This is a genomic window from Streptomyces sp. 8N616, from assembly GCF_052246385.1.
Taxonomy (GTDB): domain Bacteria; phylum Actinomycetota; class Actinomycetes; order Streptomycetales; family Streptomycetaceae; genus Streptomyces.
In genome coordinates this window covers 69,579-94,828 of the sequence record NZ_JBQQBY010000019.1, presented here as the reverse complement: position 1 = coordinate 94,828, position 25,250 = coordinate 69,579, and the positions used below count along the sequence as shown (strand labels likewise).

The window sequence follows — 25,250 nt, the reverse complement described above, 5'->3', positions numbered from 1 at the left end:
TCGTGTGACTGGGTCGGCTCATGAGTGCGGAGGTGACGGGGGCCTTTTCGCGTTCTGTTCCAGTTCGCGAATCTGCCGGATCATGTCTGCAGCCATACGCTTTCCCTCTGGGGAGAGAGCCGCGAGGTCGCCCCGGAGGTATACGGCACTTACTCCGGCCTCGGCCATGGACTGATTCAATTCTCGAGTGGCGAGGAGCTCATCGTCGATCATCCTCTGAGCCACATCGTCGTCCGTGAAGTACGACACCGGCACGTCGAAGTACTTAGCCAAGGCGCAAAGATGCCGCAGAGTCGGGTTGGCGCGCTCCCCGCGGTGCAGTTGCCACAGGTATGCGCCGGAGAACGTCTCCCCGGACTGCGCCGCGATCTGCGCCGCGAGTGTCTTGTACGACGGTGTGCCACCCTCACTCAGCCCAGTGCGCCACTTGAGCAGATGATCGAGCCTCGCCGCCATCGTCAGCCGGCTGTCGCCCGGCTGGTCTTTGCTGGCGTCCATCAGCTATGCACCCCTCGGTAGGGCACCAACAGGTGTACCTGGTGATGCCACTAGCGTGACACTCTGTAGCTTGCCCGAAACGGTGGTAGACGGGAACCGCCTCGGCGCCCCTTTACTATTTATTGTAGTTGGCGCCGAGCGTTTCCAGCCGAACAGGCACTGGAGGTCAGCATGCGGCCTGAAACAACAACGTTGCCTCAGATCACCGCGCTTCAGGGCACGTTGGACCCCTCTGGTGGCAACCGGAGCGCCAGATCGTCATCTCTTGGTGCGGGCGACGATCTTGAAGTAGGTGATCAGCCTTACCGCTGGTTGGAGCGGCCACAGACGCAGCAGGGCCCCCGGGGTCGCGTCCCAAACTCGTCGCCTCGGCTGACGGTCACGGGGCCGTCATCAACCATGCCGGATCCCGCCTGCTGGCAGATATCGCCGAAGCCACCGGCCTGACCGGCGCGTTCACCGACGCGCTCAGGCGGCTGCAGCCGCGCGGCACCGCACACAACCCCGGCAGGATCGCGTGATGCTCGCCGACGGAGGCGAAGCCATCACCGACTTGGCCCTGCTGCGCGACCAGGCCGGGGTCTTCGGCCCGGTGACCTCCACCCCGACCGCCTGGCGCCTGCTGAACGGCATCGACCACACGGCGCTGGCAGCACTGCGCACGGCCTGTGCTGTCGCGCGTCGACTTCGACGAGGACATCCGCCACTAGGTCCTCCTGACCGACACCCCTACGGCGAAGGCTTCCTGCAGCACCTGGAGGTCCGCCATCGCGCCCACGCCCGCGTCGGGGACCGCATCCGCTGCGGCAAGACCACCGGCTTGGGCCGCTTACCCTCCCGTCACTTCGCCCTCAACCAAGCAGGCTCGAACTCGCGCTGAGCGCCGCCGACCTGCTCGCCGATACGACTCAGACCCTGCTGCTGGAAGGCGAGTTGGCCACCGTGGAACCGAAAAGCTCCGCTACCGGCTACTGCACGCCGCCGGCATCGCTCGCGGCCGGCCGCCGCCTCCGTCTGCGGATCGCCGCGACCTGGCCCTGGAGGCACGAACTCGGCAGCGCGTTCGTCCGCCTCATGGCCCTGTCGCGACCGGCCACCTGACCTGCGGCACTGTCCCTGCCCACCCACGACCCGAGGGACCCTTGAGCACCCGGCCCAAGCGTCGGGCCCCAGCCATGCCCGCCCAGCGACCAACCACCGAATCACCAGTCCACCGCAGCCAGCCAGCTCAGCAATCCGAAGCGAAACGGAGAGGTCAGGCCTGGCAGTTGACCTGCCATGGGTCAGCCTCGGCTGCGGTTTCCCACGGCGGAATCGGATTACGAGACTCAGCTCTGTTCGCGCGCGCGGCCAGCTCTCGACAGCTGTTATGAACAGTTGGCTCGATCGCGTTCACATCAGTTGACGTTCTGACTGCACCGTCTATAGCCTCGACGTCGCTGGTGGCTCGCTGGATAGCGCCGGAGTCCATGCGACAGTGCCCCGACACTGAGCCCCGTCCCATTAATCGTTGGATGGGACCGGCTGATGTTCTGGACGCTCCCGAATGTCGGCCGCCAGTCGATTGGCACCTGCACCTGACCCATATGCATCACGAGACACTGATGCCGAAACCGAGTGGGGGAATTGTGTACCAAGATCTCACATGGACTCCAGTTGCCAGTCAAGCGCCCGCCGCAGAGCGGTGTATGGCGAACTTCAGCTGAACCACCGGCTGGTGGACGGACTCCCGGACCGGGTCGCTGCCGCGCAAATGAATTCCCGATGCGCGTCCATTCGTCCGAAGTGATGCGAAATTCTGTGACTCCATTTATGCCATGCAAGTCGGGGTTGCAACTTTCAACCAAGGAAGCTGAGGCAATGGAATGCGTTTCCCGGTTACTGGGAATCTCGAAGTATTGTCCGGCAGTCGCGATGCCGTGGTGCTGGCTCCAAAACTGCGCACACTCTTGGCTCTCCTGCTGATCTCGCAAGGCAGGCCGTCTCCATGAGGAAGTTCATCGAAGAACTATGGCCGGATCAGCCGCCGGCCACCGTCTCAACTGCCATGCAGACCAATATCTACGAGCTCCGCAAGCTACTCGGATCCGCGAAGAAATCACAGGATTGTATGGTCAATTTTCTGCCCGACGTAGGCTTCACACAGGAACAGATCCCCGCCAACTTGACAGGCCGGAGTCAGCTGTTCCGAAGCTGGTGCGCGGACCGGAAAGTGGTTGCGGGTCACCACACGCACCGGGAAGCCATCCTGCGCAAGCAGGGTGTGCCGCTCTTCGAGGTGCAGCGACGCGGGAATGACACCGTGCCGGAGGATCAGCGCCGCCTTGATCAGCCCAGCGATGCCGGCTGCGGCCTCGGCGTGACCGCTGCCTTGACCGATCAATGTCTCCCTGGGAGTAGGCGATGGAGTCGTGCGGGGACATGATGACGTTGACACCCGCGGCGATGCACAGGTCACTCTCGCCGGTGAGCAGACTCTGCCGTGCGGCGTGCACCGGCGACCAGCGACGAGGAGCACGCGGTGTCCAGCACGACGCTCGGCCCGCGCAGGTCGGGGGCGTAGGAGATGCGGCCGGCCGTGACGGCACGCAGCCGGCTGCCCACCATGCTGCGGACATCGGGCTCGTGGGCCCGAGGATTGGTCTCCGCGTGCACCGACGTCGCCTGCCCGACGAAACACGCCGCCCCGGCTGCCCGCGAGCCGGGAGGGGCGTAACCCGGCCGGCTCCAAGGCTTCCCGCACGACGTGCAGCAGGGAGCCCGCACGGCCAAGATGTCATGGTCTCGCCAACTCACCGCAACGGAGCGTACGTGACTACCCCTAGTAGGACCATTGCTGCGGCTGTGATGGGCCGTGGGGCAGAGCGGCAACGCCTGGATGCCCTTGTCCGGCCCCGACGCGACGCGAGAGCCGCGGTGCGGTCTTCCGCCGTCCTCTCAAGGACTTGCTTCCGGTGGAACACCGCGGCTTGAAATTCCTCTGCAACTGGGCCCTCGGAGAGGCCTGTCCGTGTTCGGCTCGATCTCACCCCCACTTCCGGTCCGGAGGCCGTCCTGAAGCATGGGCGGCCTGAGCCCGGTGCTTCTCGCGCCCGCCGCAATCGCTTGACACCCCCAGCCGACCACCCGCACGGTCGCCGGTCGTCGGCCCACACCTGAGACCGTCATCCAGTGCACCCGAAGCGAGTGTTACTTCATGATCCCTGATGAGGAGTTCTCCGCCGATGTCTACGCCTGGGTCTTGCGGCAGTCCTCGGCCTCCGCAGGTGAAATCCAGGAAACTTTCAACGTCCCCCCCGACTACGTCGAAAACTCCCTGCGGCATCTGGCCGACCTGAAGCTCATCACCTTCCTGGCGGACGACCGGACCAGGTTGATCGGCATCAGTCCGAGCAAGGCGCATGTGGAGCTGGTCGCCCCGATAGAACAGGAGATATCCGACAAACGTCTCACCCTGTCTGAAATCCACAGCAGGCTGCAGCGTTTCGGTGACGTGTACGACGCGGTGCAGCGGTCCGGATTACACAGCGAGACGTCCATCACCACCCGGGACCGTGAGCAGATCCAGTGGCGGCTGGCCGACGCCGCTGCCCACTGCTCCTCCAAGGTCTTCCTCATGCAGTCGGGCGACATCGGTGACGCGTACCCGCTCCGCGTGGCCGAGCCTTTCCTCGTCTCCCTGCTCCGACGCGGGATCGACGTACGCCTCATTGCGCCGCACACCGCGCGCGCCCATACGCAGGTGCGCACGCTGCTCAGTGGCATCGCGGCGGCCGGGGCCCGCGTCCGCACGTCCGACGAACCGCCGGAGAACCTGCTCATCTTCGACGGGAGCACGGCGTTCGCCTTCGCGCCTGAAGACCCGAAGGCACCGCAGGCTCCCGAGGCCGCGGAGCCCCCCTCGGCCCCGGACGTGACCGTCGTCTACGACGCCGCGGCCGTGGAGATCCTGAGCCGACTGCACGCTCACGCCTGGGACTCCGGCATTGACTTCGACAGCAGCTCCGCAGGGTACGGCGAGGCGTTCGGAGCCGTGCAGAACGCCATCCTCGGACTTCTGGCCACGGGCCTGAAGGACGAGGTTATTGCCCGCCGCCTCGGTATGTCCGAGCGGACGTTCCGCAGGCACATCGCGGCGATCATGGACCGGCTCGGCGTGCAGAGCCGCTTCCAGGCGGGTGTCTCCGCCGCCCACGTCGGCCTCGTGCGGGCCTCGTGGCTGTTGGATCCCTTGTCCCACGCGTCGGCGTGAGGCGCCCGGCACGCCGCCCGAGGGGACGTCAGCGTGCGGCCTTGCTCTCGGCCGCCGTGCCGCGGGTCGCCCCGGAGCCCACCGCCTCGTCCTCGGCCGCCACCTGTCGCGTGCGTCCACCGGTCACCCAGGTCAGCGCGCTCGCCAGGACGAGCACGCCGGCGGCGAGGAGCGGGAGCCGGGCGGCGCCGAACGCGTCCAGCCCGATCGCGCCGACCACCGCGGAAAGGGAGATCCCGACGTACGCGCCGGAGGCGTTCAGCGCAACGCTGAGCGCCGGCTCGCGCGGGGCGAGGTCGACGATGCGCCGCTGCTGCGGTGCCAGTACCGACCACGACAGCCAGCCGGAAACCACGATCACCGGCAGTGCGGTGATCAGTTCGTTGCGCGCCGCCACGGTCACGACGAAGACGGCCGCCAAGGCGAGCGTCACGAGGGAGACGACCCTGCGGGGGCCCTGCCGGTCGGCGAGGGAACCGGCCACCAGGTTGCCCGCGGTTCCCGCGACGCCGAACACCAGCAGCAGGATGGTCAGCAGATTGTCGTGGCCCGCGGTCACCGGCGCGTACACCTCGCTGATGTAGGTGTACGGGATGAAGATCCCGATGAAGGCCACCACCGTCACCAGCAGGACGCCCAGCACCTTGCGGTCGGTGAGCGGGGACATGCGCTGACCGAAGCCGGACCCGGACGCCAGCCGGATCTCCGGCAGTCGCAGCGCCAGCAGCGGGACGACCGCGATACCGAGGGCCGCGACGAACCACATGGTCGCCTGCCAGCCCAGCGCTTGCCCGAGCAGCGTGCCCAGGGGCGCGCCCAGGACCAGGGAGGAGGACAGGCCCACGGTCACGATGGAGAAGGCCTGGCCGCGGCGTTCCGGGCCGGACAGGTGGGCCGCGGTCGCCCCGGCGTTCGGGGTGAACATCGCGGCGCCCGCCGCGGCGACGACGCGCCCGCACATGGCGGAGGCGTAACCGGGCGCCACGGCGGTCACAGCGTTGCCCACGGCGAACGTGACGAGCGCGGTGACGAGCAACCCGCGCCGGGGCCAGTGGGAGGTCAGCCCCGCCAGGACCGGGGCGAGAACCGCGTAGGCGATGGCGAAGACGGTGACCAGCTGGCCAGCCGCGGCGACGCTGACGTTCAGCGCGTCGGCGATGTCGGGCAGGACGCCGGCGATGACATAGGCGTCGGTCCCCACCACGAACGTGCCGAAGGCCAGGGTCACCGCGTGGGAGCGCCAGCGGCCCTGGGGTGTGGGGGACGGGGTTGTCGGTGCAGACATGGGGGTGTCCGTTCTCCGTTTCGGGATCGTCGACTCCGGCGACCGTAGCAGAGATACGATGTTCATCGGAAGAGTCGATGACTATCGGAACTGAAGGGAGGTGTGACGGGTATGCTCACGTTCGATCACCATCGGAGGTGCCGTGACCGACGAAGAATTCACCTGGATGCCGAAGCCGGACCTCGCCGGGGTCGAGATCGGTGTGGTGCTGCAGGCATTGGCCGACCCGGTCCGGCTGCAGATCGTCCGTCTGCTGGATGTCGGCGGCGAGGGTTCGTGCACCACGCTCGACCTGCCGGTCAAGCGCTCCACCGTCTCCCACCACCTGCGGATCCTGAGGGAGAGCGGAGTCGTCGAAACGCGGGTGGACGGAAACGCCCGCTACAGCCGACTGCGCCGCGACGACCTGGAACGGCGCTTCCCGGGCCTGCTCAAGGCGGTTCTGGAGGCCGCGCCCGCCGACGCGTGACGTTGCCGTGCAGGGGCGGGCGCGGCCGGTCGCGGGGTGCTCAGCGCAGTACGGCCAGGTGGCTCACGCCAGTGCGGGGCTCGGTGTCGCACAGGACGACCGTCTTGTACTTCTGCCGCCATGTCTGCCAGTGGCGGGCCAGCGTCAGCCAGACGCTGGTGCAGTAGGTGCCCCGGTTCGCCCGGTACGTGCGCAGCTTGTCGGGCAGGGCGTCGTCCTTGAACCAGGGCCCGAGCACGATCAGGGTCCCCTCGACGTCCGCCTCCGCCAGTTCGGTCAGCCGCACCGCGGGAGAGACGTCGGTGCCCAGCGCCTCGACCTCCCCGATCCGGGGGCCTGCCGCCGCATCCGCTCCCGCCTTTGATACGTGGCCCGGTTCCGGGTCGCGGCCGAGGACGAGCAGAACGCCCGAGTCGACCAGCGGCGTCTCGTGGGCGAGCGCGAAACGCGTCGGCAGGGTGGTCTGCTCCAGCACGGCCACCACGGCGTCGCCGCACCGTCCGGCCTTCTGATAACCGGCGACGACACGCACAGCCGTGAAGGGCGCCGCGAGGCCCTGCTGGGAGATCCCCACGCTCGTGGCCCCGCCGCCGAGGAGATGGTTGAGCCGGGGACCCGGCACCGAGAAGGGGTGCAGGTCGGGGAGCGAGTGGGCCAGGACGATCAGGTCCGGCCTGAGCCGCTCCGACGGCCCGGCGTTCGCCACGAGCCGGTCGAGCAGGTCGTGGTGGCTGATCTGCGGGCCGGCCCGGAGCACCTCCTCGTCCACGGGCTCGCCGAACGGCTCGACCAGGTCGCGGTAGAAGGCGAGACGCTCGGGGTCAGAGGTGTAGGGCTTGCGGGAAGGCGATACGACGGAGGCCGCCGCTGTGAGAATGGGCATGAGCGGATACCTCTTCCTTCACTTGGCCCGTCGATGGGTGACCACCATGGCGCCGAAGGTGGCGCCGATGCCGACGGAGACGAACAGGTAGTGCTTGCCGTCGATGAGTCGCCCGCTGTCCCGCACGGTCGCGTAGTTGACGAACACATCGGACGTGTAGCAGTGGCTGTACCGCGGCACGTTCTCCAGGAAGATCTTGTCCGCGGCGATCCCCATCTCGTCGATCACGCGCTTCCAGGACAGGGCGTTGACGTTGTGCGGCAGGACCAGCTCGATGTCGTCGAACGCGAGACCCGCCTCCGCCACCGCCGCGCGCATGATCTCGATGCGGGTGTCGGTGGCCACCAGCCCGAAGTCGCGGTTCTCCTCGTCGCTCATCAACAGCCCGGGCGAGAACTCCCCGAGCGTGCGCGAGACGTATGAGCGCACCACGTCGCCCTCACCGCCGAGCGTCACCAGGCACGCGGCTCCCGCGTCGGCCATGACGGCGCTGTTGCGCATCAGCTGCACGGCGGGCGAGAACGCCCGCTCGCCCGTCACCACCAAGGCGTAACCATCGGCGTCGGACTCGGCGCGCAGGAGCTGCGCGACCATGTCGATGGCGCCCAGGTTACTCACGCACGCCTGCTGACTGACGGCGAACGCCTCGGCCCCGGTGAGTCCGAGCTCGTCCCGGATGATCTGGGCGGGCTCCATGTCCGGCGGAGTGAGGGTGGGAATCGTGTGGGCGTAGACCACGTAGTCCACCCGCTTGCCGACGGGCAGCGCCTCCAGGGCCCGCCGGGCGGGAGGCAGCGCTAGGTCGAACAGGGTCAGCTCCGGGTCGTAGCGCATCTCCTCCAGACCGTAGAGCTTGCGGAAGGCACCCACTTCGGCTCTGCCCAGCCCGAGATGCTCAGCGAGGTCGCCCACCTTGACCGTCCGCTCGGGGTGGAATGCCTCGATCCGCTCCAATGTCGTCGCCGTGTCCGTCGTCGTCGCGTTCACCGCACTTCACTCCCCTCGTAGGGACGACGCGTGGGCCGGTGCGTGGGCCCACCCCTGAGCTGATCCGGCTCCAGGAGGTCAGCCGGTGACATGCTCGGCCCGGATGAGCCAGCTGCGGGGGACTCCGCGCCGGTCCCTGGGCTGGACCGCGTACGGCCAGCGGTTCTCACCGGCACCCGGCTCGCCGGGCTCCTTGACCTCCAGCGCCTTCCAGCCGCACGCGGCAAGGAACTCCTCGGGTTCGTCGGTGCCGAACACCCACGGGGTGCCGTCCTCGCGCAGGGCCGTGAGGAAGGTCTGGTTGAACGGGCTGCGCAGCATCTGCATGTTCACCATGTCGGTGGCCAGCCGGCTGCCGGGCGCGGAGACCTGTCCCAGGGTGTGCAGGACGTGCTTCGCCTGCTCCTCGGTGAGGAAGAAGAACAGTCCCTCCACGACCCACAGGGTGGGCGCCTCGCGGTCGTGCCCCGCCCCTTCCAGCGCGGGCAGCCAGTCACCGGCGAGGTCGGCGGAGACGGGCCTGCGCTCCACGCGCGGCCGCGCACCCAGCGTGCGCAGGCGCTCGGCCTTCTCCTCGATCAGCCCGGCGTGGTCCACCTCGTAGACGATCGTGCCCTCGGGCCAGGTCAGCCGGTGGGCACGGGTGTCCATGCCGGCCGCGACGAACACGACCTGGCTGATGCCGCCCTCGGTGAGGAGGGTTTCGATGCTGTCGTCGAGGTACTTGGTCCGGATGGCGATGTACTGCAGCAGGCCGCCGCCGCCGTACTTGTCCAGCAGTTCGAAGCCGCGCGGCGCGGCGAGCGCGCGGGCGAGGTCGTCCGTGAACAGCGCTCCCTCCCTCTGCTCGGACTCGACCGCTCGCGCCGCTGCGGTCCATTGCGCCGTGTACGACACAGCTTCCACTCGTCAACTCCTTGCTGGGTATGCGGTCCTGGGGTGCGCCGGGACGCGGGCCTGGCGGGGGTGGCCCCGAAAACCGGACAAACGTCTACGCGAAGAAGGCCTTCTCCATCGCCGAGATGGTCTGGAAGTCCCGGATGTCGATGGTGTCGAAATCGATCTCGACGTCGGCGGCCGCTTCGATGGCGTAGACCAGTTCCACGAACGATATTGAGTCCACGAGCCGGCTTCCGATCAGATCCTCGTCCGGCCCCAGCGAATCCCGGTGCTTGTTGCGCGCCAGAACCCAGTCGCGTATCTCCTCGATGCCCCGCGATGCCATGAGTTTTCTCCCTATTCCTTCGTCCTGTCGGCCTTGGAGGGCGACGAATTAACGGCACACGCGACCGCAATGGCGAACGGTTCGTCGTGCGTGATGCTGATTTCTATGGGACCGAGATGCGCCTTTGCCGCCAGTTCGGCGGCACGCCCCGTCAGCTCGACGGTCGGCCAGTCGCCGACGCCGTGGCGGATTTCGATCCCCTGCCACGGAAGGACTTCTCCGGCAGCTTGGAAGAGTTTGAACACGGCTTCTTTGGCGGCCAGCCTCCCGGCGGCCCCAGGCACATCCACGGCGTTTCCCCGGCGGCACTCGGCGTATTCACGCGGAGTCAGGATGCGGGTGATCGGCGAGTGATCCGCGTTCGTCGACATCGCGGCGACCCGGCCGAGCGGCACGAGGTCGACGCCGATGCGCACGGGCGGGAAACCGCCAGGGCCGCCGTCAGTCAATCTGCCGTGCCGCGTCGCGTACGGCGTCGAGAGCCTTGCCCAGATCGCCGCCGTGGTGCTCCTCGAGCACCGCGATCCAGCGTTCGAGGCCGAAGGCCGCGCAACTGGTGAAGGCGGCGTCCTCGCCCCCGGGCAGGGTGATCCGGCAGCGCTCGCCGAAGAAGTTGCGGTGCGTGTTGACCGACGCGATGGCGAGGTCGCCGTACTGGAATTCGTACTTGACCGGGGAGAGCTTTGCCAGAAGTGCGCGCGCCCCGGTGTTCTCGAAGAACGGGTCGGTGGCCGGGACCTTTTCTAGGCCCAGCCCGAGGGCGTCCGAGAAGGCGGTGATCCGCCCTGAGAAGCGTTCCAACAGGTGCTGGGTGTGGTCGAAGGCCCCGATGGCGACGGCTTCGCGCATCTGGAAGGTCATGAGCCGACGCAGCCCGCTGTAGTGCGTCTCGTTGCGGAAGCACCGGTTTACGAGCGTCACCAGCACATCCGCATCGAGCTGTCGGCCCTCGTGGAAGAGATACGCGCCGTAGCAGGTGGCATGCGGCAGACCGTACTGCGTCCCCTGGAGCTGGGACGGCTCGAACCGGCCCGCGACCGGCCCGTCGCCCCGGTGCGCCGGATCGATCGGGCTCGCGGTGAGCGCCAGGTGCGGGAAGTTCTTGTAGACGTCGAACTTCTCCAGGTCGGACACCGGGTACAGCGGCGGCGCGATCACTTCCCGCGCGCCGTCCGACACCGCCCAGCCGGCGAAGATGCCGTCCAGCTCCTTGAGCAGGGCGGTCTGCTCCGGGCCCAGGGTGGTCACCGCGCCCGAGGTTGCGGGGGCCTTGTCCGACGCGGTGGTGGTGGGTGAGGTCATCGCCAGGCCTCCTGCGAATGGGAGATGATCCCGGTCTTCTCCAGGAACTTGCGCGTCTTGCGGAACACCCGCTGCTCCAAGTCGGCGCGCGCCACACTGGACAGCAGCTCGCTGCGTGCCCGCTGCGGGTTGTCGATCCCGGCGTCCCGGTAGACCTGCGGGTTGTAGAGCGTCTCGAAGCTGTACGTCATGTAACGCCGTATGTAGGCGTCCAGGTCTCGCAGCTCGTCGGGGGTGGCCGTGCGCTTGAGGTCCTCGTACAGGACACCCACCAGCTCGCGCCCGAAGGCGATGTGCCGCGACTCGTCCTGGTGGTGGAGCCGGTTGATGGAGCGGATCGTCTCGTGCAGGCGCTCGTCGGCACCCATCAGGGAGTTGAAGTGGTCGACCAGCTCCTCGAAGATCAGGATTCTCAGGAAGACGACGAGGCTCTCTGCCTGGCTGTTGGCGAGGGAGACAGTCCCGCCGGGCATCTGCTTGTAGATCTTCTTGCCGTACCGGTTGCAGAACTCGGCGAAGAACCACATGTGTTCGTTCTCCTCACCCACGAAGTGGTGGAAGAACTCGGACGGCGTCTGGAACCCGGCCGTGTGAATCCGCTTCACCACCTCGATGAGGAGTTCACGAATTCCGTGGACGTTCAGACTGTAGAAGTTGACGCTCTCGTACTTGGAAAGCGCGTGCAACTGCTGCTCGCTCAGTCGCTCGGCGATTTCCGTTCCGTACGTGGTGGTGAGTTCCGGGCTCATCCACCACATATCCTCGGGCAGACTGTCCGGCCACTCGAACATCTGGTACGGATTGTAATAGTCGTCGATCGACTTCGCCGAGAGCCGTTCGAGGATTCCCAGGAATCGCTCGTCGCTGTCGATGAGTTGGCTCACCATGTGAAATCGCCCTCCCCAACTTGGTGGCAACTCCACGCTATGGAGGAGACCGGACGCGTTCAATGCCCGCCAGCGGCCAGGCCGGTAGCGGCCAGGCAATCGCCATATCCCTCGACGGCCCGAGGACCGTAGCCTGCATGGGCAGAGCAAAGAGCGCCTAGCGCCATTCCTGGACCTGGAGCCTTTATGGACAGCATTCCGCAGGAGCGCCGACTCGTGACCGCACTCCCGGGCCCGAAGTCGCTGGAGCTGCGGGCTCGACGGGACAGGGCGGTCGCCGCCGGCGTCGCCTCGGTTCTGCCGGTCTTCGCCCAGCGCGCGGGTGGCGGGATCATCGAGGACGTCGACGGGAACCGGCTCATCGACTTCGGTTCCGGCATCGCCGTGACCTCCGTGGGGGCGTCCGCCGAGGCCGTCGTACGCCGGGCTTCCGCCCAGCTCGCCGACTTCACCCACACCTGCTTCATGGCCACGCCGTATGAGGGGTACGTCGAGGTCTGCGAGCGGCTCGCCGAGCTGACACCCGGTGACCACGCCAAGAAGTCGGCGCTGTTCAACTCCGGCGCCGAGGCCGTCGAGAACGCGGTGAAGATCGCCCGCGCGTACACCGGGCGCCAGGCGGTCGTGGTCTTCGACCACGGCTTCCACGGCCGTACGAACCTGACCATGGCGCTGACCGCCAAGAACATGCCGTACAAGCACGGCTTCGGCCCGTTCGCACCCGAGGTCTACCGTGTGCCGGTGGCGTACGGCTACCGCTGGCCGACCGGTCCGGAGAACGCCGTTCCGGAGGCCGCCGCGCAGGCCATCGATCAGATCACCAAGCGGGTTGGCCCGGAGAACGTGGCCGCGATCGTGATCGAGCCGGTGCTGGGTGAGGGCGGCTTCATCGAGCCGGCCAAGGGCTTCCTGCCGGCGATCCGCGAGTTCGCCGCCGACCACGGCATCGTCTTCGTCGCGGACGAGATTCAGTCCGGCTTCTGCCGTACGGGCCAGTGGTTCGCCTGTGAGGACGAGGGCATCGTGCCCGATCTGATCACCACCGCCAAGGGCATCGCGGGCGGTCTGCCGCTCGCCGCGGTCACCGGCCGCGCCGAGATCATGGACGCGGCGCACGCGGGCGGCCTGGGCGGCACCTACGGCGGCAACCCGGTGGCCTGCGCGGGCGCGCTCGGCGCCATCGAAACGATGAAGGAGCTCGACCTCAACGCCAGGGCGAAGGAGATCGAGCAGACGATGAAGGCCCGCTTGACGGTGTTGCAGGAGAAGTTCTCCGTCATCGGGGACGTCCGCGGCCGCGGCGCGATGATCGCCATCGAGTTGGTGAAGTCCGGTTCGAAGGACCCGGATCCGGAGCTGGCGGCGGCGCTGGCCAAGGCCTGCCACGCCGCGGGCCTGCTGGTCCTGACCTGCGGCACCTACGGCAACGTACTGCGCTTCCTGCCCCCGCTCGTCATCGGCGAGGGCCTCCTCGACGAGGGCCTGGACATCCTGGAGCACACCTTTCCCCGGGTCCTGGATTTGTTGCGATGACCATCGAAACAGTTTATAGACTTCGAAGCATCCGATTGACGTCGCAATAGGTAGGAGTGGTGATGACTGTGCTTCGCCTCGCCATCAACGGTTTCGGGCGCATCGGACGCAGCGTGGCCCGCGCGTCCCTGGAGCGTGACGACATCGAACTGGTGGCGGTGAACGACCTGACCGAACCCGCGATGCTGGCTCATCTGCTGGCGTACGACACGGTGCACGGGCGGCTCACCGAGGGGGCCTCCGTGGACGGTGACGTCCTGGTCGTCGGAGGGCGCCGCGTCCGGGTCCTGAAGGAGACCGACCCCTCTGCGCTGCCCTGGCGGGAGCTGGACGTCGACGTCGTGATCGAGTCGACCGGCGTCTTCACCCGCGCCGCCGACGCCCGGCGGCACATCGAGGCCGGCGCGCGCAAGGTCGTCATCTCCGCGCCCTCCGCCGACGCGGACCGGACCGTGGTGATGGGGGTCAACGAGGACACCCTGGACGAGGACGCGCGGATCGTCTCGAACGCGTCCTGCACCACCAACTGTGTCGCGCCCATGTCCAAGGTCCTGCACGAGGCGTTCGGGATCGAACGCGGGCTGATGACCACCGTGCACGCCTACACCAACGACCAGCGCATCCTCGACCTGCCGCACAAGGACTACCGGCGTGCGCGCGCCGCCGCCCAGAACATCATTCCCACCAGCACCGGCGCCGCCCGGGCCATCGGGCAGGTCATCCCCGAACTGGCCGGACGTATCGACGGCATGGCCATGCGCGTCCCCGTCGCCGACGGCTCCGTGACCGACCTGACCGTGGAGCTGGCCCGTGAGGTGACGGTCGACGAGGTTAACGCCGCCTTCCGTAAGGCGGCCGAGAACGAGCTGCGGGGTCTGCTCGCGTACACAGAGGCGCCCCTTGTCTCGACCGACATCGTCGGCACGACGGCCTCGTGCACCTTCGACTCCCAGCTCACCATGGTCACCAACCGGGAGGGCGGTGGGTCGATCGTCAAAACGGTCGGCTGGTACGACAACGAGACGGCCTTCTCGTACCGGCTGCTGGAGCTGACCGCGCGACTGGGGAGCCGGGGATGAGCCGATACGCGCACATCGCGTTCACCGATTCGGTACGCCGCGCCCAGCAGGACCAGGGAAGCACGCGAGCCGTCTCGCGGTTGCTAGCCGATGCACCCGAACGCGACCGACTGGGGCCCGCGGAAGCGGAGTTCATCTCGGTCAGCGACGGCTTCTACCTGGCGAGCGTGAGTGAGACCGGCTGGCCGTATGTGCAGTACCGGGGCGGGCCGCCCGGTTTCGCGCGGGTCCTGGGCGACGACACACTGGCCTTCGCCGATGTACGCGGCAACAGGCAGTACATCAGCGTCGGCAACCTCGCGCACAACGACCGGGTGTCGCTGTTCTTCATGGACTACGCACACCGCCGCCGCATGAAACTGTTCGGCCGGGCATCCGTCGGCGACCCGGCCGAGGCCGGCGGTGACCATGTCGCCACGGGCCCGCGCACGGACGGACTCGTGGAGCGCGTGATCACCGTCCATGTCCACGGTTACAGCTGGAACTGCCAGCAGCACATCACACCCCGCTTCACCGAGGCCGAGATCCGCCAGTACCTCCATGCCACCCACGCCCGCCTGGACGAACTGGAGGAAGACAACAGGCGACTGCGCAGGGAACTCGCTCGCGTGAACTGAGCCGCGCCGGACGAAAACACAGTCACAGGCATCAGCAAAGGACCACAGGCCGCCACGCCCCGCGCAATTCCGCAATGGCTGACCAGAGCCATCTCCACACTGCCGAGCTCAGGAGGATACGTATGCCTGCACCACAGTCCCCGCTCTTCCAGCCGCAGAGGTTAGAGATTCTTGACGCGACACTGCGTGATGGTTCCTACGCAGTCGACTTCCAACTCGACGAAGAGTTCGTCAGCGAACTCCTCCGACGACTCGACGAGACACCCATTAAGAAGGTCGAGATCGGGCACGGTCTCGGCTTCGAGGCGGAACGACTCGGTACGAGGGCATGCAACATCGATCTCAAACGCTGGTGCGAGATCGCGCGGTCGGAGCTGACGGCCACCTCGTGGGGCATGTTCGCGCAGCCCGAGTTCAGCCGACTCTCCACACTCGCGGAACTCTGCAACCAGGGTATGTCGTTCGTCCGTATCGGCATGGAGCCCGAGCGGGTCCCGGAGCACCTCGACTACATCGAGCGCGCCACCGAGATCTGCGGCGAGGTCTACCTCAACCTGATGAAGACGAGCGGCACGCCCGCCGAGGAACTGCCCGGTCTGCTACGCGACGTCACTCCGGCCATCGCCGGTCTGTATGTGGTGGACTCGTACGGCTCCATGCTTCCGGCGAACGTCCACCTCTATGTGACCATCGCGAAGGAGTCCTTCCCCGTCGTCGGATTTCACGGCCACGACAACCTGGGCATGGCGAACGCGAACAGCATCGCCGCATTCGAGGCGGGTGCCACGATCGTCGACGGCACGCTCGACGGCATCGGCCGCGGCGCCGGTAACGCGGAGACGGAGTCGCTGGCGGGCATCATCAGCACTCTCGGCGAGGACAGGTTCGACTACAAGGCGCTGGCCAGGCTCGCACACTTCTGCCGGACCAGCCTGGAACTCCTTCCCGAGGACCGGAACATGCAGGTACTCGGCGGCGTGATCGGACTGCATTCCGGATTCTTCCCGATCATCGAGCGGCTGTGCGCCGAACTGACCGTCGACCCGGCTTCCTTGATGGAGACCGCCGCCGAGCTGGCCCCGCGGAGCGTGGGCAAGAGCGATATCCATGCCGCGGCACAGCGCATTTTCCAGCGCACGGCAGCGGCCTGACCCCTTCGAACAGCACGATACGGGAGGAGAAAAGGTGCGGCTGGCACGGTTCAATACCGAGGACGGTCACCAGATATTCACACGTCACCGCAACGGCTGGGTTTCGCTTTCCGGCATCGAAGGCTACGAGGCCTCGAGCCGTCTGGCCGACCTGCTGGACGCGACCCGCAGGAGGGAGCTCGCGGCGCTGCTCGACCCTCTGCCGGACGCCGAGCCGGCCGATGTCCACCTGGACGACGCCCTGACCATCGTCGACGGGGGCGACATCTGGGGAGCCGGCCTCAACTACAAGGGTCACTCCGAGGATCTGAACACCCAACAACCCTCGTCCGGGCCCGGATCGTATCTGCGGCCGGGCAACTGCCTCATCGGTAACGGTCAGCAGATCGAACTGCCGTCCCAGAGCAAGAGGGTGACCGCGGAAGCTGAACTGGGCCTCGTCATCGGCACGGAGTGCAAGAACGTGCGACGTGACGAGTGGCGGTCCGTCATCGCGGGCGTCACGGCCGTCCTCGACCTGACCGCGGAGGACGTCATCCGTGAAAACCCCCGCTACATCCCCTGGGCCAAGGGCTTCGACACGTTCTGCAGCGTGGGCCCGCAGCTGGTGACCATCGACGAGTTCGAGGACGCGGATCTCCAGTCGATCCAGGTCTCGACCGTTCGCAACGGTGAGGTCGTCGCCTCCGCGCCCGTGTCCGACATGAAGTACGACCTCGGCTTCCTGGTCGAGTACTTCGCGGCCGGCCGCACCTTCGCGCCGGGAACCGTCATCTGCACGGGAACCCCGGGAGCCGCGGTGATCGAACCCGGCGATTCGATCACCGCAGTCGTCGAGGGCATCGGCACCCTCGCTCACACGGTGAAGTCCTAGGCCGACAGGGCCTAGCAGAGGGGGGCTGGAAACGGAGCCCTCACGGCCACCGCGCCAGCCCCCGATCCTGCTGGGGCCTTACAGGAGGTTCCTTTTGATGGATCTTGGTCTTTCAGGGCGTACCGCCCTCGTCTGCTCGTCGACAGGAGGCCTCGGCGAGGCAATTGCCCGGACGCTGGCTGCGGAAGGAGCCAACACTGTGGTCTGTGGCCGGCGGGGACACCGGGCGAAGGAGATCGCCGCGGACCTGCCCAGCGCCGTCGGTGTCGAGGTGGATCTTGTCGCTGAGGACGGTCCGGCCGAGCTGTTCGAGGCGACGGTCGTGGCATTCGGTCCACCCGATGTGCTCGTACTCAATGGCCCTGGGCCCAAGCCCGGCCCGGCGACCGACGTCGATGCGAATGACGTCGATGCCGCGCTGGACGCGATGCTGCGCCAGCACGTCCGGCTGGTTTCGCAGGCACTGCCCGCTATGCGAGAACGCGGCTGGGGCCGAATCCTGGCGGTGGGCTCCAGCGGGATTGCCGCCCCCCTGCCGAACCTCGCGCTGTCAAACCTCGGCCGCGCTGCACTGGCCGGGTACTTGAAGACGCTGGCGGCAGAGGTCGCCGCAGACGGTGTGACCGTCAACCTCTTGCTGCCCGGCCGTATCGAGACCGACCGCACCGCGGCGGTCGACGCTGCGAATGCCGAACGCTCCGGTCGTACCGTCGCCGAGGTGGAGCAGGCGTCGATCGCCACGATCCCAGCCCGTCGCTACGGTCGCCCTTCGGAATTCGCCGCAGCAGCCGCATTCCTCTGCAGCGCGCCGGCGTCGTACGTCACCGGGACAGCTTTGCGCTGCGACGGCGGCCTCGTACGCAGCCTGTAGTCCGAAGTGGGTCGTACATGGTGAGGGCGCGGTCGCGCTCCGGAAGCTGGTGGTCCAGGAGCGCGTCGCTGGTCTGTCGCCCGATCGGCCCCTCGGCGCGGGGTCCAGAGAAGTTTCTGCGATCACGTCCTCGACGTCACGGAACGAGGGCGGGAACCGAAAGTACAGCCAAACGCAGTGCGAGATGCCCTCCCTTGTCCATCAGCACTCATGGTGCGTTGCACCTGAACCGACCAATCAGCGGAGTAGTAACGGATGAGCCAGACACGCGCCCCGGCGGCCCCCTCCTGGCAGGAGGGCGTTTTCGCCGCACTGAAGAAGTACGGCATCCAGCAGGTCGCCTACGTCCCCGACGCCGGCCACTCCCACGTCATCCGTGAAGCGCGTGTCGATCCAGCCATCCACGACGTGGTGTTGACCACCGAGGAGGAGGGCGTCGCCGTGGTCAGCGGGGCCTGGCTGGGCGGGCAGCGGTCCGTGCTGCTGATGCAGAGCAGCGGGGTGGGCAACTGCGTCAACATGTTCTCCCTGCTGCAGATGTGCCGGTTCCCCTTCCTGACGCTGGTGACGATGCGGGGCGAGTACGCCGAGTTCAACCCGTGGCAGGGCCCCATGGGCCGCACCACGCAACAGGCCCTGGAACTCATGGGCATCACCGTCCTGCGCGCCGACACCCCTGAAGAGGTCGAGGAGACCGTCGAGGCCGCCCTGGACTCGGTATTCGGGGCGGGCGAGCGCGTCGCTGTGCTCCTCGGACAGAAGCTGATCGGCCGCAAGAAATGGGAGCGCGACTGATGACCCCCGCCCGCTTAAACCGGCGTGTGTTCGTCGCCGACCTGCTTGCTGGTGTCCCCGAGGACACCCTGGTCGTCACCGGCCTCGGCGCCCCCAGCTACGACGTGTTCGCGGCCGGCGACCGTCCCGGCACCTTTTACCTGTGGGGCGCGATGGGTGCCGCCGCTCCACTCGCCCTCGGTCTCGCCCTCGCTCAGCCGGACCGCCCGGTCGTCGCGATTACTGGCGACGGCGAACACCTCATGGGTATTGGCACGCTGGCCACCGTCGGTGCCCAACTCCCTCCGAACCTCACCCTTGTGGTCCTGGACAACGCGCACTTCGGCGAGACCGGCATGCAGCCCAGCCACACCGGCCTGGGCACCGACCTCGTCGCCGTCGCCCACGGCTTCGGCATCCGCGACGCCGTACGGATCACCGACCTCGCCCAGGCCGAGGACCTCGCCACACGCATCAAGGCGCGCGCGGCGACAACGTACGCCCAGGTGCTGATCACCACCGACGAGCCACCACGCGCGTTGCCGCCCCGCGACGGCGTGGCCAACAAGAACGCCTTCCGCGCCGCGCTCGGCCTGGCCACCTTCTGAACCGGCGGCGGCAACTGGTTCCCCGCGACGCCCCCTATCTGGGGCCCGCGTGGATGAAGGGCTCGGTGTCCATGATGTCCACCATTAAGGGCAAGATCGCGGACTCAGGTCTTTGTGCGTCCTGTCAAGCCCTGGCCCAGGTTGCTGGAGGGGCGGCGGAGGGACTGGTCCTGGGCGGGTGTGAGAACCATGCCTCCTTACGCCCCTCTTCCTCTCCCGCCCGCCGACACCCACCCGCTGCCCACCGTGCTGAGCATGTTCGGGCCCAGCACGGCCGCACCAGCGGCCGACCCTTCTATCGGGTCCTCCGCGGCCGGCGGGTACTCTCTCGAAACCGCCTCACCGCAGGGGGAGAGCCACGGACGGACGCCGCCCTTCACGGCTCCGGGCCCGCACAAGTGGAGGTCGCAAGCAGGGACAGTGATCGCTCTGTACGCCCTGCCTCGCTTCCGCCTCTTCCGTTTCCGAACCGGCCAACCTGCAACAACCCCTGGGAGCGTTATGTACCGTCGTCTGTTCACCTCGGACGACGGGCAGAAGAAGCCGGAGTGCCCCGCATCGGCCTCCACGACCTGCGGCACCTCGCCGCAACCCTCACCATCACCGTCGGCGTCCCCCTCACCGTGGTGTCCAAGACCCTCCGCCACTCCACCCTGTCCACCACCGCGAACCTCTACAGCCACCTCACCCAGCAAGCCGCCCGCGACGCCGTCGACACCATCGACCGAGCCCTGACCAACGCCGACCAAGGCGGCACCCGCCGTCACTGGCCGAACTGGCTGCGACCACACCGCGACCACTCCCAAGGCCGCAACAAGCGACTCAAGCCGTCCTACTCCCCCATCCCACCAACCAGTTCACCCCAGGCATCCCAATTCCAGGGCGCGTATGCGACCACCAGGCGACCACCAGGCCTGCGAACACGGAAAAGGCCGCTCTCCCATCTCTGAGAAAACGGCCTTCGACCTGCGAAAACGCTGGTCGGGACGACAGGATTTGAACCTGCGACCCCTTGACCCCCAGCCGCGCGGCAATTCTCCTCTTATGTTCCACTTTCAGACTTTTGCAGTTCTGATGGGCTGTCAAGGCCCATGCGATGCGGTACGCCGCCGCAGTCAAGGGGTCTCTATCGAACAACCTTAAAGGCGGCGTCCGGTGGGCCGACCGCGGGCTACGTCGTGTTGCGAAGCATTCGCGAGCTGCTGATGCTTGCGTGGCTCTCGAAGAACGCCGGTACTGATCCCGCCTGCTCAGGAATTCCCTGATGGCCACGGCACCCCGACCGCTGTCATCCTGCCCCGCTACCCCGCCGCGTACCCGACTCGCTGTTCGCCGACCGGGTCTCCTGGGCCGACGCGGAGCAAAGCTCGACCCCGCAGCTCTCGACGGCCCAACCGGTCAGCAGTGCTGAACCACCCAACAGCCCCTGCGCGACCGAACAGACCTCGGTCCGGTGTGCCGCAGACCCGAACGCGGAAGCTCTTGTGCAACCTTGCCCAGAAGCCGGTCGTACGAGGAGGGACCCCGCATGAGCGGGAAAGGCATGGCGTGGCTGCTCGCAGCCGGAGTGGTGGTGGCCGTCACCGTGCTGGTCGCTGTGAAGTTGCTGCTACGGCTCCTCCGCACCCGGAGGCTCCTGCGCGAGGCGGGTATCCCTGCGTCGGGCAAGGTGGCCTTCTGGGCAGCAGTCGGCTACTTGGTACTCCCGGTCGATCTGCTGCCGGAACCGATCCTCCTCGACGACATCGGCTTCCTCCTATTGGCGCTGCGATCACTGGACAACGCCGCTACCCGTGCCGGTATCGACCGCTTGCGCCTCCGCGGGGAGTCGCGCACAACGGCTCCCAGGCGGCCGTGGGCCTGACGGCTGTGCGCCTCTTGCCTTGACCCACCCATCCAGTGGCACTGATGCGCAGCAGAGGCGGGGCAGATCACGCGCACTCAGCCGTGGCGATGTGGTCCCGCCGTCACTCGGGTACGGGCCAGCTCGGCTGCGTCCCGCTTGAAGGCCCATTCCATCTTCGGCTCCATGGCGAAGCGGAACAGCTGTACCGGTAGGGTGCACAGCAGCGTCACGACGGCTGCGGCGAGGAGGGTTGCCGCGATTGCGCCCAGCGGCGTGTACGGCCAGTCGGCTTCGTATCAGTTCCAGAAGCGGGAGCCCTTGGCGAGGAAGCCGTGCAGGAGATAGCCGTACAGGGTGCTGGCACCGAGCGCCGTGAACCACCGGGATCACGACATCCCGACCGCGCCCGAACGCCAGAGCACCACCTGGGCCGCCTTCCTGCGCGGCCAAGCCGGAGCACTGTTCGCCTGTGATCTGTTCGAGACGCGCACCCTGACCGGGACACGACTGTACGTCTTCGCGGTCATCGAGCACACCACCAGACGCATCCGAATCCTGGGCACCACCGCACACCCCACAGCGGAATGGATCGTGCAGCTCGGGCAACCTCATCATGGACGTGGAGGACGCAGGCAGCAAAGCCAGATTCTTGATCCGCGACCGGGACTCGAAATACACGCCAGCCTTCGAAGCCGTGCTGGCCGACGCGGAGCTGAAGGTCGTCACCACCGGCATCCAGATGCCCAGGATGAACTCCATCATGGAGCGATGGATACAGACCTGCCGACGCGAGCTGCTGGACCGCACCTTGATCTGGAACCAGACCCACCTCCTCCACGCCCTGCGCGAGTTCGAGTCCTACTACAACCGACACCGCCCGCACCGGTCCCTTCACCATGCGGCTCCACTACATCCCCTGCCCGCGCCGATCACCGACCGAGAACAGATCAGGACCTGAAGGTCCGCCGACGAGAACGACTCGGCGGAACCCTTCACGAGTACCAACATGCCGCCTGACCAGGCTGGATGATTAATCGGCACCCGCAGTGTGCTGCCCTGGGCGTCAGCCGCGCCAGCTACTACCGCCACCACCGCCACAGCCCGGCGCCGGCCAGGCCGAAGCGCGAGCGCGGACGGCATCCACGCGCCCTGTCCGAGGCCGAGGAGGCGAACGTCCTGGCGGTGCTGCGGTCGGAGGAGTTCGTCGACATGGCGCCGGCGGAGGTCTACGCGGTGATGCTGGACCGCGGGGTCCACCTGTGCTCGGAGGCGACCATGTATCGGCTGCTGCGTCGGCACGGCGAGGTCCGCGAGCGCCGCCGTCAGGCAAGCCACCCCTCGCGCAAGAAGCCCGAATTGGTCGCCAACGCCCCGAACCGGGTCCGGACGTGGGACATAACCAAGCTGAAGGGGCCGGTCAAGGGCAGCTACTTCTGCCTCTACACGATCATCGACATCTACAGCCTTACACCGTCGGCTGGATGCTCGCCGCCTCGGAGAACAAGGAACTGGCTGAGCAGTTCCTCTCCTCGACCATCGCCAAGTTCGGCATCGAATCGACCGTGGCCAGTTGACGCTCCATTACGACCGGGGCTCGCCGATGGTCGCCGAAAACGTGGCGCAGATGCTCGCCAACCTCGGCGTCACCAAGTCCCACTCGCGGCCGAAGACCTCCAACGACAATCCGTACTCGGAAGCCCAGTACAAGACGCTGAAGTACCGGCACAACGTTCCCGACCGGTTCGCCTGTATCGAGGACGCCCGCGCCTGGTGCACCGGCTTCTTCGACTGGTACAACCTGTCCCACCGGCATTCCGGAATAGCCCTGCATACTCCGTTCGACGTCCACTTCGGCCTCGCCGACCATCTCCGCGAGATGCGCGCCGACGTGCTCGCGGACGTCTACCGCCAGCACCCCGAACGCTTCGTCCGCGGCACCCCCGAGCCGCCGAAGCTGCCCGACGCCGTCTGGATCGACAAGCCCACCGGCCACCCCACGGAAGATCCAACGATCCCTCTGTCGAATGATTGTTAGGCGGCCCTATGCCTATAGGTACTCTCGCGTCATGCGACCCCTTCGGTATTCCATCAACGTCACATTGGACGGGTGCTGCGATCATCGTGTAATGGTCGCGGACGAAGACTTGCATCGTCACGCCGTCGAGAACCTCGCCCAGGCCGATGCCCTCCTCTTTGGCCGGGTGACTTACGAAATGATGGAGGCAGCGTGGCGGCCGCCGGCGCGGACGGGAGCGAGGCCTGACTGGATGGAACCCTTCGCCCGGACGATCGACGCGGCAAAGAAGTACGTCGTGTCGAGCACCTTGGATCGGGTCGATTGGAACGCGGAGCTCGTGCGAGGGGATCTGGGGAAGGCCGTTCAGCAGCTCAAGCGGGAGTCCGGCAAGGGACTGTTCGTGGCAGGCGTGAAGCTCCCGCTGGCGTTGGCGGAGCTGGGATTGATCGATGAGTACGAGTTCGTGGTGCATCCCAGGCTAGCGGGCCATGGGCCGACGTTGTTCGCGGGGCTATCGAAGCGTATCGACTTGAAGCTCGTGAGCCGGCTGGAGTTCGGCTCGGGAGCGGTGGCGATGCGGTATGAGCCGAGGAGGTAGCAGAAAGTCCTCGTGGCACCAACGCCGGCCGCAAGCGCGGCATCGAGGCCGAGGCCGACCGGCTCCGCGCCGCCCTTCGCGCCCCGCAGATGCGACAACTCCCACTGGTCGAACAGGCCATGGGCCGCCAGACCACAGCCCTGCTGCGGCAGCTGGAAGCGGCCTGCACTAACGCAGACGACCTCGCCGAAGCGACGGTGGAATCTTTTAACACACACCCGGACGCCGAGATCATCACCAGCTTCCCAGGGCTCGGCTCACTCACCGGCGAATCGCCGATCTCTACCCCGGCGAGGCCAAGACCGACGCGAGGGATGCGTTCATCATCGCGGACGCCGCCCGCGCCATGCCGCACACCCTCCGCGCCCTCCAGCTCGCCGACGAAACCGTCGCCGAGCTGGAGATGATCGTCGGCTTCGACGACGACCTGGCCGGCGAAGCCACCCGCATCAGCAACCGGCTCCGTGGCCTGCTCACACAGATCCACCCCTCGCTGGAGCGGGTCCTGGGACCACGCATCCAGCACCCGGCCGTGTTGCTGATGCTCGAACGGTTCGGCTCTCGGGCCCAGTTGAGGAAGGCCGGAAGGCGTCAGCTGGTCAATCTGATACGGGCCAAGGCCCCGCGGATGGCCGAGCGCCTGGTGGATGACGTCTTCACGGCGCTGGACGAGCAGACGGTCGTTGTCCCGGGCACAGACGCCGCCGCGCTGATCGGCCCCAGCCTCGCCGGACAGCTCAAAGCTGTGCTCGACCAGCGCAAACTGCTGGTCAGCCGGATCGAGGAACTGCCGGAGGCCCATCCTCTTTCCAAGGTCCTGACCTCCATGCCCGGCATCGGGGTCAGGACCGGAGCACGCATTCTGATCGACGTCGGCGACGGCAGCACCTTTCCCACCGCCGCACACCTCGCGGCCTACGCAGGGCTCGCCCCAGCGACCCGCAGTTCAGGCTCCTCGATCCGAGGTGAACAACCCTCCCGACGAGGAAACAAACTGCTCAAACGGGCCTTCTTCCTGTCTGCCTTCGCCTCCCTGACCGACCCCACATCCCGGGCCTACTACGACAAGAAGACCGCCCAGGGAAAGCACCACACCCAAGCCCTCCTCTGCCTCGCCCGACGCCGAGCCGACGTGCTCTTCGCGATGCTCCGCAACGGCACCCTCTACGAACAACGAACCTCCGTCATCGCTTGACGAAACCCATAGGGGCACCCCCCGGGAGAGCCACCCGGCCAGTTGGCTCAGCAAGCTCTCAGCACGCGTGTCACCGGCCCACTTTCTCTGCTGCGGAGACAGGAGCGTCGGGCCCGGCGACGAGCGGGGGGCCGCGCGCGGTCAGTGGAGCGAGCCGCCCTGAATGCCCGAGTACAGGAGGACAGGCTGCACGCCGCCGAAAGACAGTCGGGCCCGGGAGACGACGAGGAGACAGACACCGCCTGATCGGGCACGCGGCGGGTACGATGCCCCTCCCTTCCCTCCGGGCCGTGCGTCTT

Annotated in this window: 24 protein-coding genes and 6 pseudogenes; 18 read left to right on the top strand and 12 right to left on the bottom strand. The window is 67.1% G+C overall.

Annotated features, from left to right (window positions below; genetic code table 11):
- Positions 1-18: 18 nt before the first annotated feature.
- Positions 19-498 (bottom strand): hypothetical protein, encoded by a 480-nt coding sequence (locus tag ACTWQC_RS19000; protein ID WP_443316910.1) that lies wholly within the window; start codon positions 496-498, stop codon positions 19-21.
- 308 nt (positions 499-806) lie between these two features.
- Here ACTWQC_RS19000 and ACTWQC_RS18995 point away from each other — a divergent pair.
- A pseudogene (locus ACTWQC_RS18995) lies at positions 807-1,599 on the top strand (transposase).
- 997 nt (positions 1,600-2,596) lie between these two features.
- On the opposite strand, the gene ACTWQC_RS18990 reads toward ACTWQC_RS18995, so the two are convergent.
- Positions 2,597-2,881 carry a hypothetical protein gene (locus ACTWQC_RS18990; protein WP_443316909.1) on the bottom strand — a complete coding sequence of 95 codons (285 nt, stop codon included), beginning with the start codon at positions 2,879-2,881 and terminating at the stop codon, positions 2,597-2,599.
- Positions 2,882-2,952: 71 nt separating this feature from the next.
- Positions 2,953-3,264 carry a beta-ketoacyl synthase N-terminal-like domain-containing protein gene (locus ACTWQC_RS18985; RefSeq protein ID WP_443316977.1) on the bottom strand — a complete coding sequence of 104 codons (312 nt, stop codon included), beginning with the start codon at positions 3,262-3,264 and terminating at the stop codon, positions 2,953-2,955.
- A gap of 430 nt (positions 3,265-3,694) precedes the next feature.
- On the opposite strand from ACTWQC_RS18985, the gene ACTWQC_RS18980 reads away from it, so the two are divergent.
- A complete protein-coding gene (locus tag ACTWQC_RS18980) occupies positions 3,695-4,750 on the top strand; it encodes a LuxR C-terminal-related transcriptional regulator (protein WP_443316908.1) in 1,056 nt (351 codons plus the stop codon).
- A 28-nt stretch (positions 4,751-4,778) separates the two neighbouring features.
- On the opposite strand, the gene ACTWQC_RS18975 is transcribed toward ACTWQC_RS18980, so the two are convergent.
- Complete coding sequence (locus tag ACTWQC_RS18975) at positions 4,779-6,035, bottom strand: MFS transporter (protein ID WP_443316907.1); 1,257 nt, start codon at positions 6,033-6,035, stop codon at positions 4,779-4,781.
- Positions 6,036-6,201: 166 nt separating this feature from the next.
- Here ACTWQC_RS18975 and ACTWQC_RS18970 point away from each other — a divergent pair, with 166 nt between their 5' ends.
- A complete protein-coding gene (locus ACTWQC_RS18970; RefSeq protein ID WP_443316976.1) occupies positions 6,202-6,504 on the top strand; it encodes an ArsR/SmtB family transcription factor in 303 nt (100 codons plus the stop codon).
- A gap of 40 nt (positions 6,505-6,544) precedes the next feature.
- Here ACTWQC_RS18970 and ACTWQC_RS18965 read toward each other — a convergent pair whose 3' ends face one another.
- From ACTWQC_RS18965 to ACTWQC_RS18935, 7 genes are all read right to left on the bottom strand, one after another.
- Positions 6,545-7,387: a hypothetical protein gene (locus ACTWQC_RS18965; RefSeq protein WP_443316905.1), complete on the bottom strand. Its 843-nt coding sequence runs from the start codon at positions 7,385-7,387 to the stop codon at positions 6,545-6,547.
- 18 nt (positions 7,388-7,405) lie between these two features.
- Positions 7,406-8,374: a 3-oxoacyl-ACP synthase III family protein gene (locus tag ACTWQC_RS18960; RefSeq protein WP_443316904.1), complete on the bottom strand. Its 969-nt coding sequence runs from the start codon at positions 8,372-8,374 to the stop codon at positions 7,406-7,408.
- 78 nt (positions 8,375-8,452) lie between these two features.
- A complete protein-coding gene (locus ACTWQC_RS18955; protein ID WP_443316903.1) occupies positions 8,453-9,280 on the bottom strand; it encodes a class I SAM-dependent methyltransferase in 828 nt (275 codons plus the stop codon).
- A gap of 85 nt (positions 9,281-9,365) precedes the next feature.
- The gene (locus tag ACTWQC_RS18950) at positions 9,366-9,599 is read right to left on the bottom strand and encodes an acyl carrier protein (protein WP_443316902.1); all 234 of its coding nucleotides are present in this window, start codon (positions 9,597-9,599) and stop codon (positions 9,366-9,368) included.
- A gap of 11 nt (positions 9,600-9,610) precedes the next feature.
- Positions 9,611-10,015 (bottom strand): holo-ACP synthase, encoded by a 405-nt coding sequence (locus tag ACTWQC_RS18945; RefSeq protein WP_443316901.1) that lies wholly within the window; start codon positions 10,013-10,015, stop codon positions 9,611-9,613.
- A gap of 25 nt (positions 10,016-10,040) precedes the next feature.
- On the bottom strand, positions 10,041-10,901 hold the full coding sequence (locus ACTWQC_RS18940; protein ID WP_443316900.1) for a hypothetical protein: 861 nt from the start codon (positions 10,899-10,901) through the stop codon (positions 10,041-10,043).
- A complete protein-coding gene (locus tag ACTWQC_RS18935) occupies positions 10,898-11,788 on the bottom strand; it encodes a diiron oxygenase (RefSeq protein WP_443316899.1) in 891 nt (296 codons plus the stop codon). Before ACTWQC_RS18935 ends, ACTWQC_RS18940 begins: the two co-directional genes overlap by 4 nt.
- Positions 11,789-11,974: 186 nt before the next feature.
- Between ACTWQC_RS18935 and gabT the strand changes: the two genes are divergently transcribed.
- From gabT to ACTWQC_RS18885, 10 genes are all read left to right on the top strand, one after another.
- On the top strand, positions 11,975-13,321 hold the full coding sequence (gene gabT, locus ACTWQC_RS18930) for a 4-aminobutyrate--2-oxoglutarate transaminase (protein ID WP_443316898.1): 1,347 nt from the start codon (positions 11,975-11,977) through the stop codon (positions 13,319-13,321).
- 62 nt (positions 13,322-13,383) lie between these two features.
- Positions 13,384-14,400, top strand: coding sequence for a type I glyceraldehyde-3-phosphate dehydrogenase (gap, locus tag ACTWQC_RS18925; protein WP_443316897.1), 1,017 nt, complete (start codon positions 13,384-13,386; stop codon positions 14,398-14,400).
- Positions 14,397-15,017, top strand: coding sequence for a pyridoxamine 5'-phosphate oxidase family protein (locus tag ACTWQC_RS18920; RefSeq protein ID WP_443316896.1), 621 nt, complete (start codon positions 14,397-14,399; stop codon positions 15,015-15,017). The genes gap and ACTWQC_RS18920 overlap by 4 nt, the downstream gene beginning before the upstream one ends.
- Positions 15,018-15,139: 122 nt before the next feature.
- Positions 15,140-16,168 carry a hypothetical protein gene (locus ACTWQC_RS18915; protein ID WP_443316895.1) on the top strand — a complete coding sequence of 343 codons (1,029 nt, stop codon included), beginning with the start codon at positions 15,140-15,142 and terminating at the stop codon, positions 16,166-16,168.
- 34 nt (positions 16,169-16,202) lie between these two features.
- A complete protein-coding gene (locus ACTWQC_RS18910; protein WP_443316894.1) occupies positions 16,203-17,042 on the top strand; it encodes a fumarylacetoacetate hydrolase family protein in 840 nt (279 codons plus the stop codon).
- 97 nt (positions 17,043-17,139) lie between these two features.
- Positions 17,140-17,913, top strand: coding sequence for an SDR family oxidoreductase (locus ACTWQC_RS18905; protein ID WP_443316893.1), 774 nt, complete (start codon positions 17,140-17,142; stop codon positions 17,911-17,913).
- Positions 17,914-18,168: 255 nt separating this feature from the next.
- A complete protein-coding gene (locus tag ACTWQC_RS18900) occupies positions 18,169-18,708 on the top strand; it encodes a phosphonopyruvate decarboxylase (RefSeq protein ID WP_443316892.1) in 540 nt (179 codons plus the stop codon).
- Positions 18,708-19,295: a thiamine pyrophosphate-dependent enzyme gene (locus ACTWQC_RS18895; RefSeq protein WP_443316891.1), complete on the top strand. Its 588-nt coding sequence runs from the start codon at positions 18,708-18,710 to the stop codon at positions 19,293-19,295. Before ACTWQC_RS18900 ends, ACTWQC_RS18895 begins: the two co-directional genes overlap by 1 nt.
- A gap of 53 nt (positions 19,296-19,348) precedes the next feature.
- Positions 19,349-20,245 (top strand): tyrosine-type recombinase/integrase, encoded by an 897-nt coding sequence (locus tag ACTWQC_RS18890; protein WP_443316890.1) that lies wholly within the window; start codon positions 19,349-19,351, stop codon positions 20,243-20,245.
- Positions 20,246-20,823: 578 nt separating this feature from the next.
- Positions 20,824-21,159, top strand: a complete 336-nt coding sequence (locus ACTWQC_RS18885) for a hypothetical protein (protein WP_443316889.1) — start codon at positions 20,824-20,826, stop codon at positions 21,157-21,159.
- A gap of 77 nt (positions 21,160-21,236) precedes the next feature.
- Here ACTWQC_RS18885 and ACTWQC_RS18880 read toward each other — a convergent pair.
- A pseudogene (locus tag ACTWQC_RS18880) lies at positions 21,237-21,521 on the bottom strand (acyltransferase family protein); the annotation flags it as partial.
- Position 21,522: 1 nt separating this feature from the next.
- On the opposite strand from ACTWQC_RS18880, the pseudogene ACTWQC_RS18875 reads away from it, so the two are divergent.
- The 5 genes and pseudogenes from ACTWQC_RS18875 to ACTWQC_RS18855 all read left to right on the top strand — a co-directional run.
- A pseudogene (locus ACTWQC_RS18875) lies at positions 21,523-22,158 on the top strand (integrase core domain-containing protein); the annotation flags it as partial.
- 9 nt (positions 22,159-22,167) lie between these two features.
- Positions 22,168-23,176: pseudogene (locus tag ACTWQC_RS18870) on the top strand (transposase).
- Entirely contained in the window at positions 23,166-23,756 is a 591-nt protein-coding gene (locus tag ACTWQC_RS18865; protein WP_443316888.1) for a dihydrofolate reductase family protein, read from the top strand. Before ACTWQC_RS18870 ends, ACTWQC_RS18865 begins: the two are co-directional and overlap by 11 nt.
- A gap of 23 nt (positions 23,757-23,779) precedes the next feature.
- Positions 23,780-24,025 (top strand): annotated as a pseudogene (locus tag ACTWQC_RS18860) (IS110 family transposase); the annotation flags it as partial.
- Positions 24,013-24,951 (top strand): annotated as a pseudogene (locus ACTWQC_RS18855) (IS110 family transposase); the annotation flags it as partial. The pseudogenes ACTWQC_RS18860 and ACTWQC_RS18855, both read left to right, overlap by 13 nt.
- Positions 24,952-25,250 lie beyond the last annotated feature (299 nt).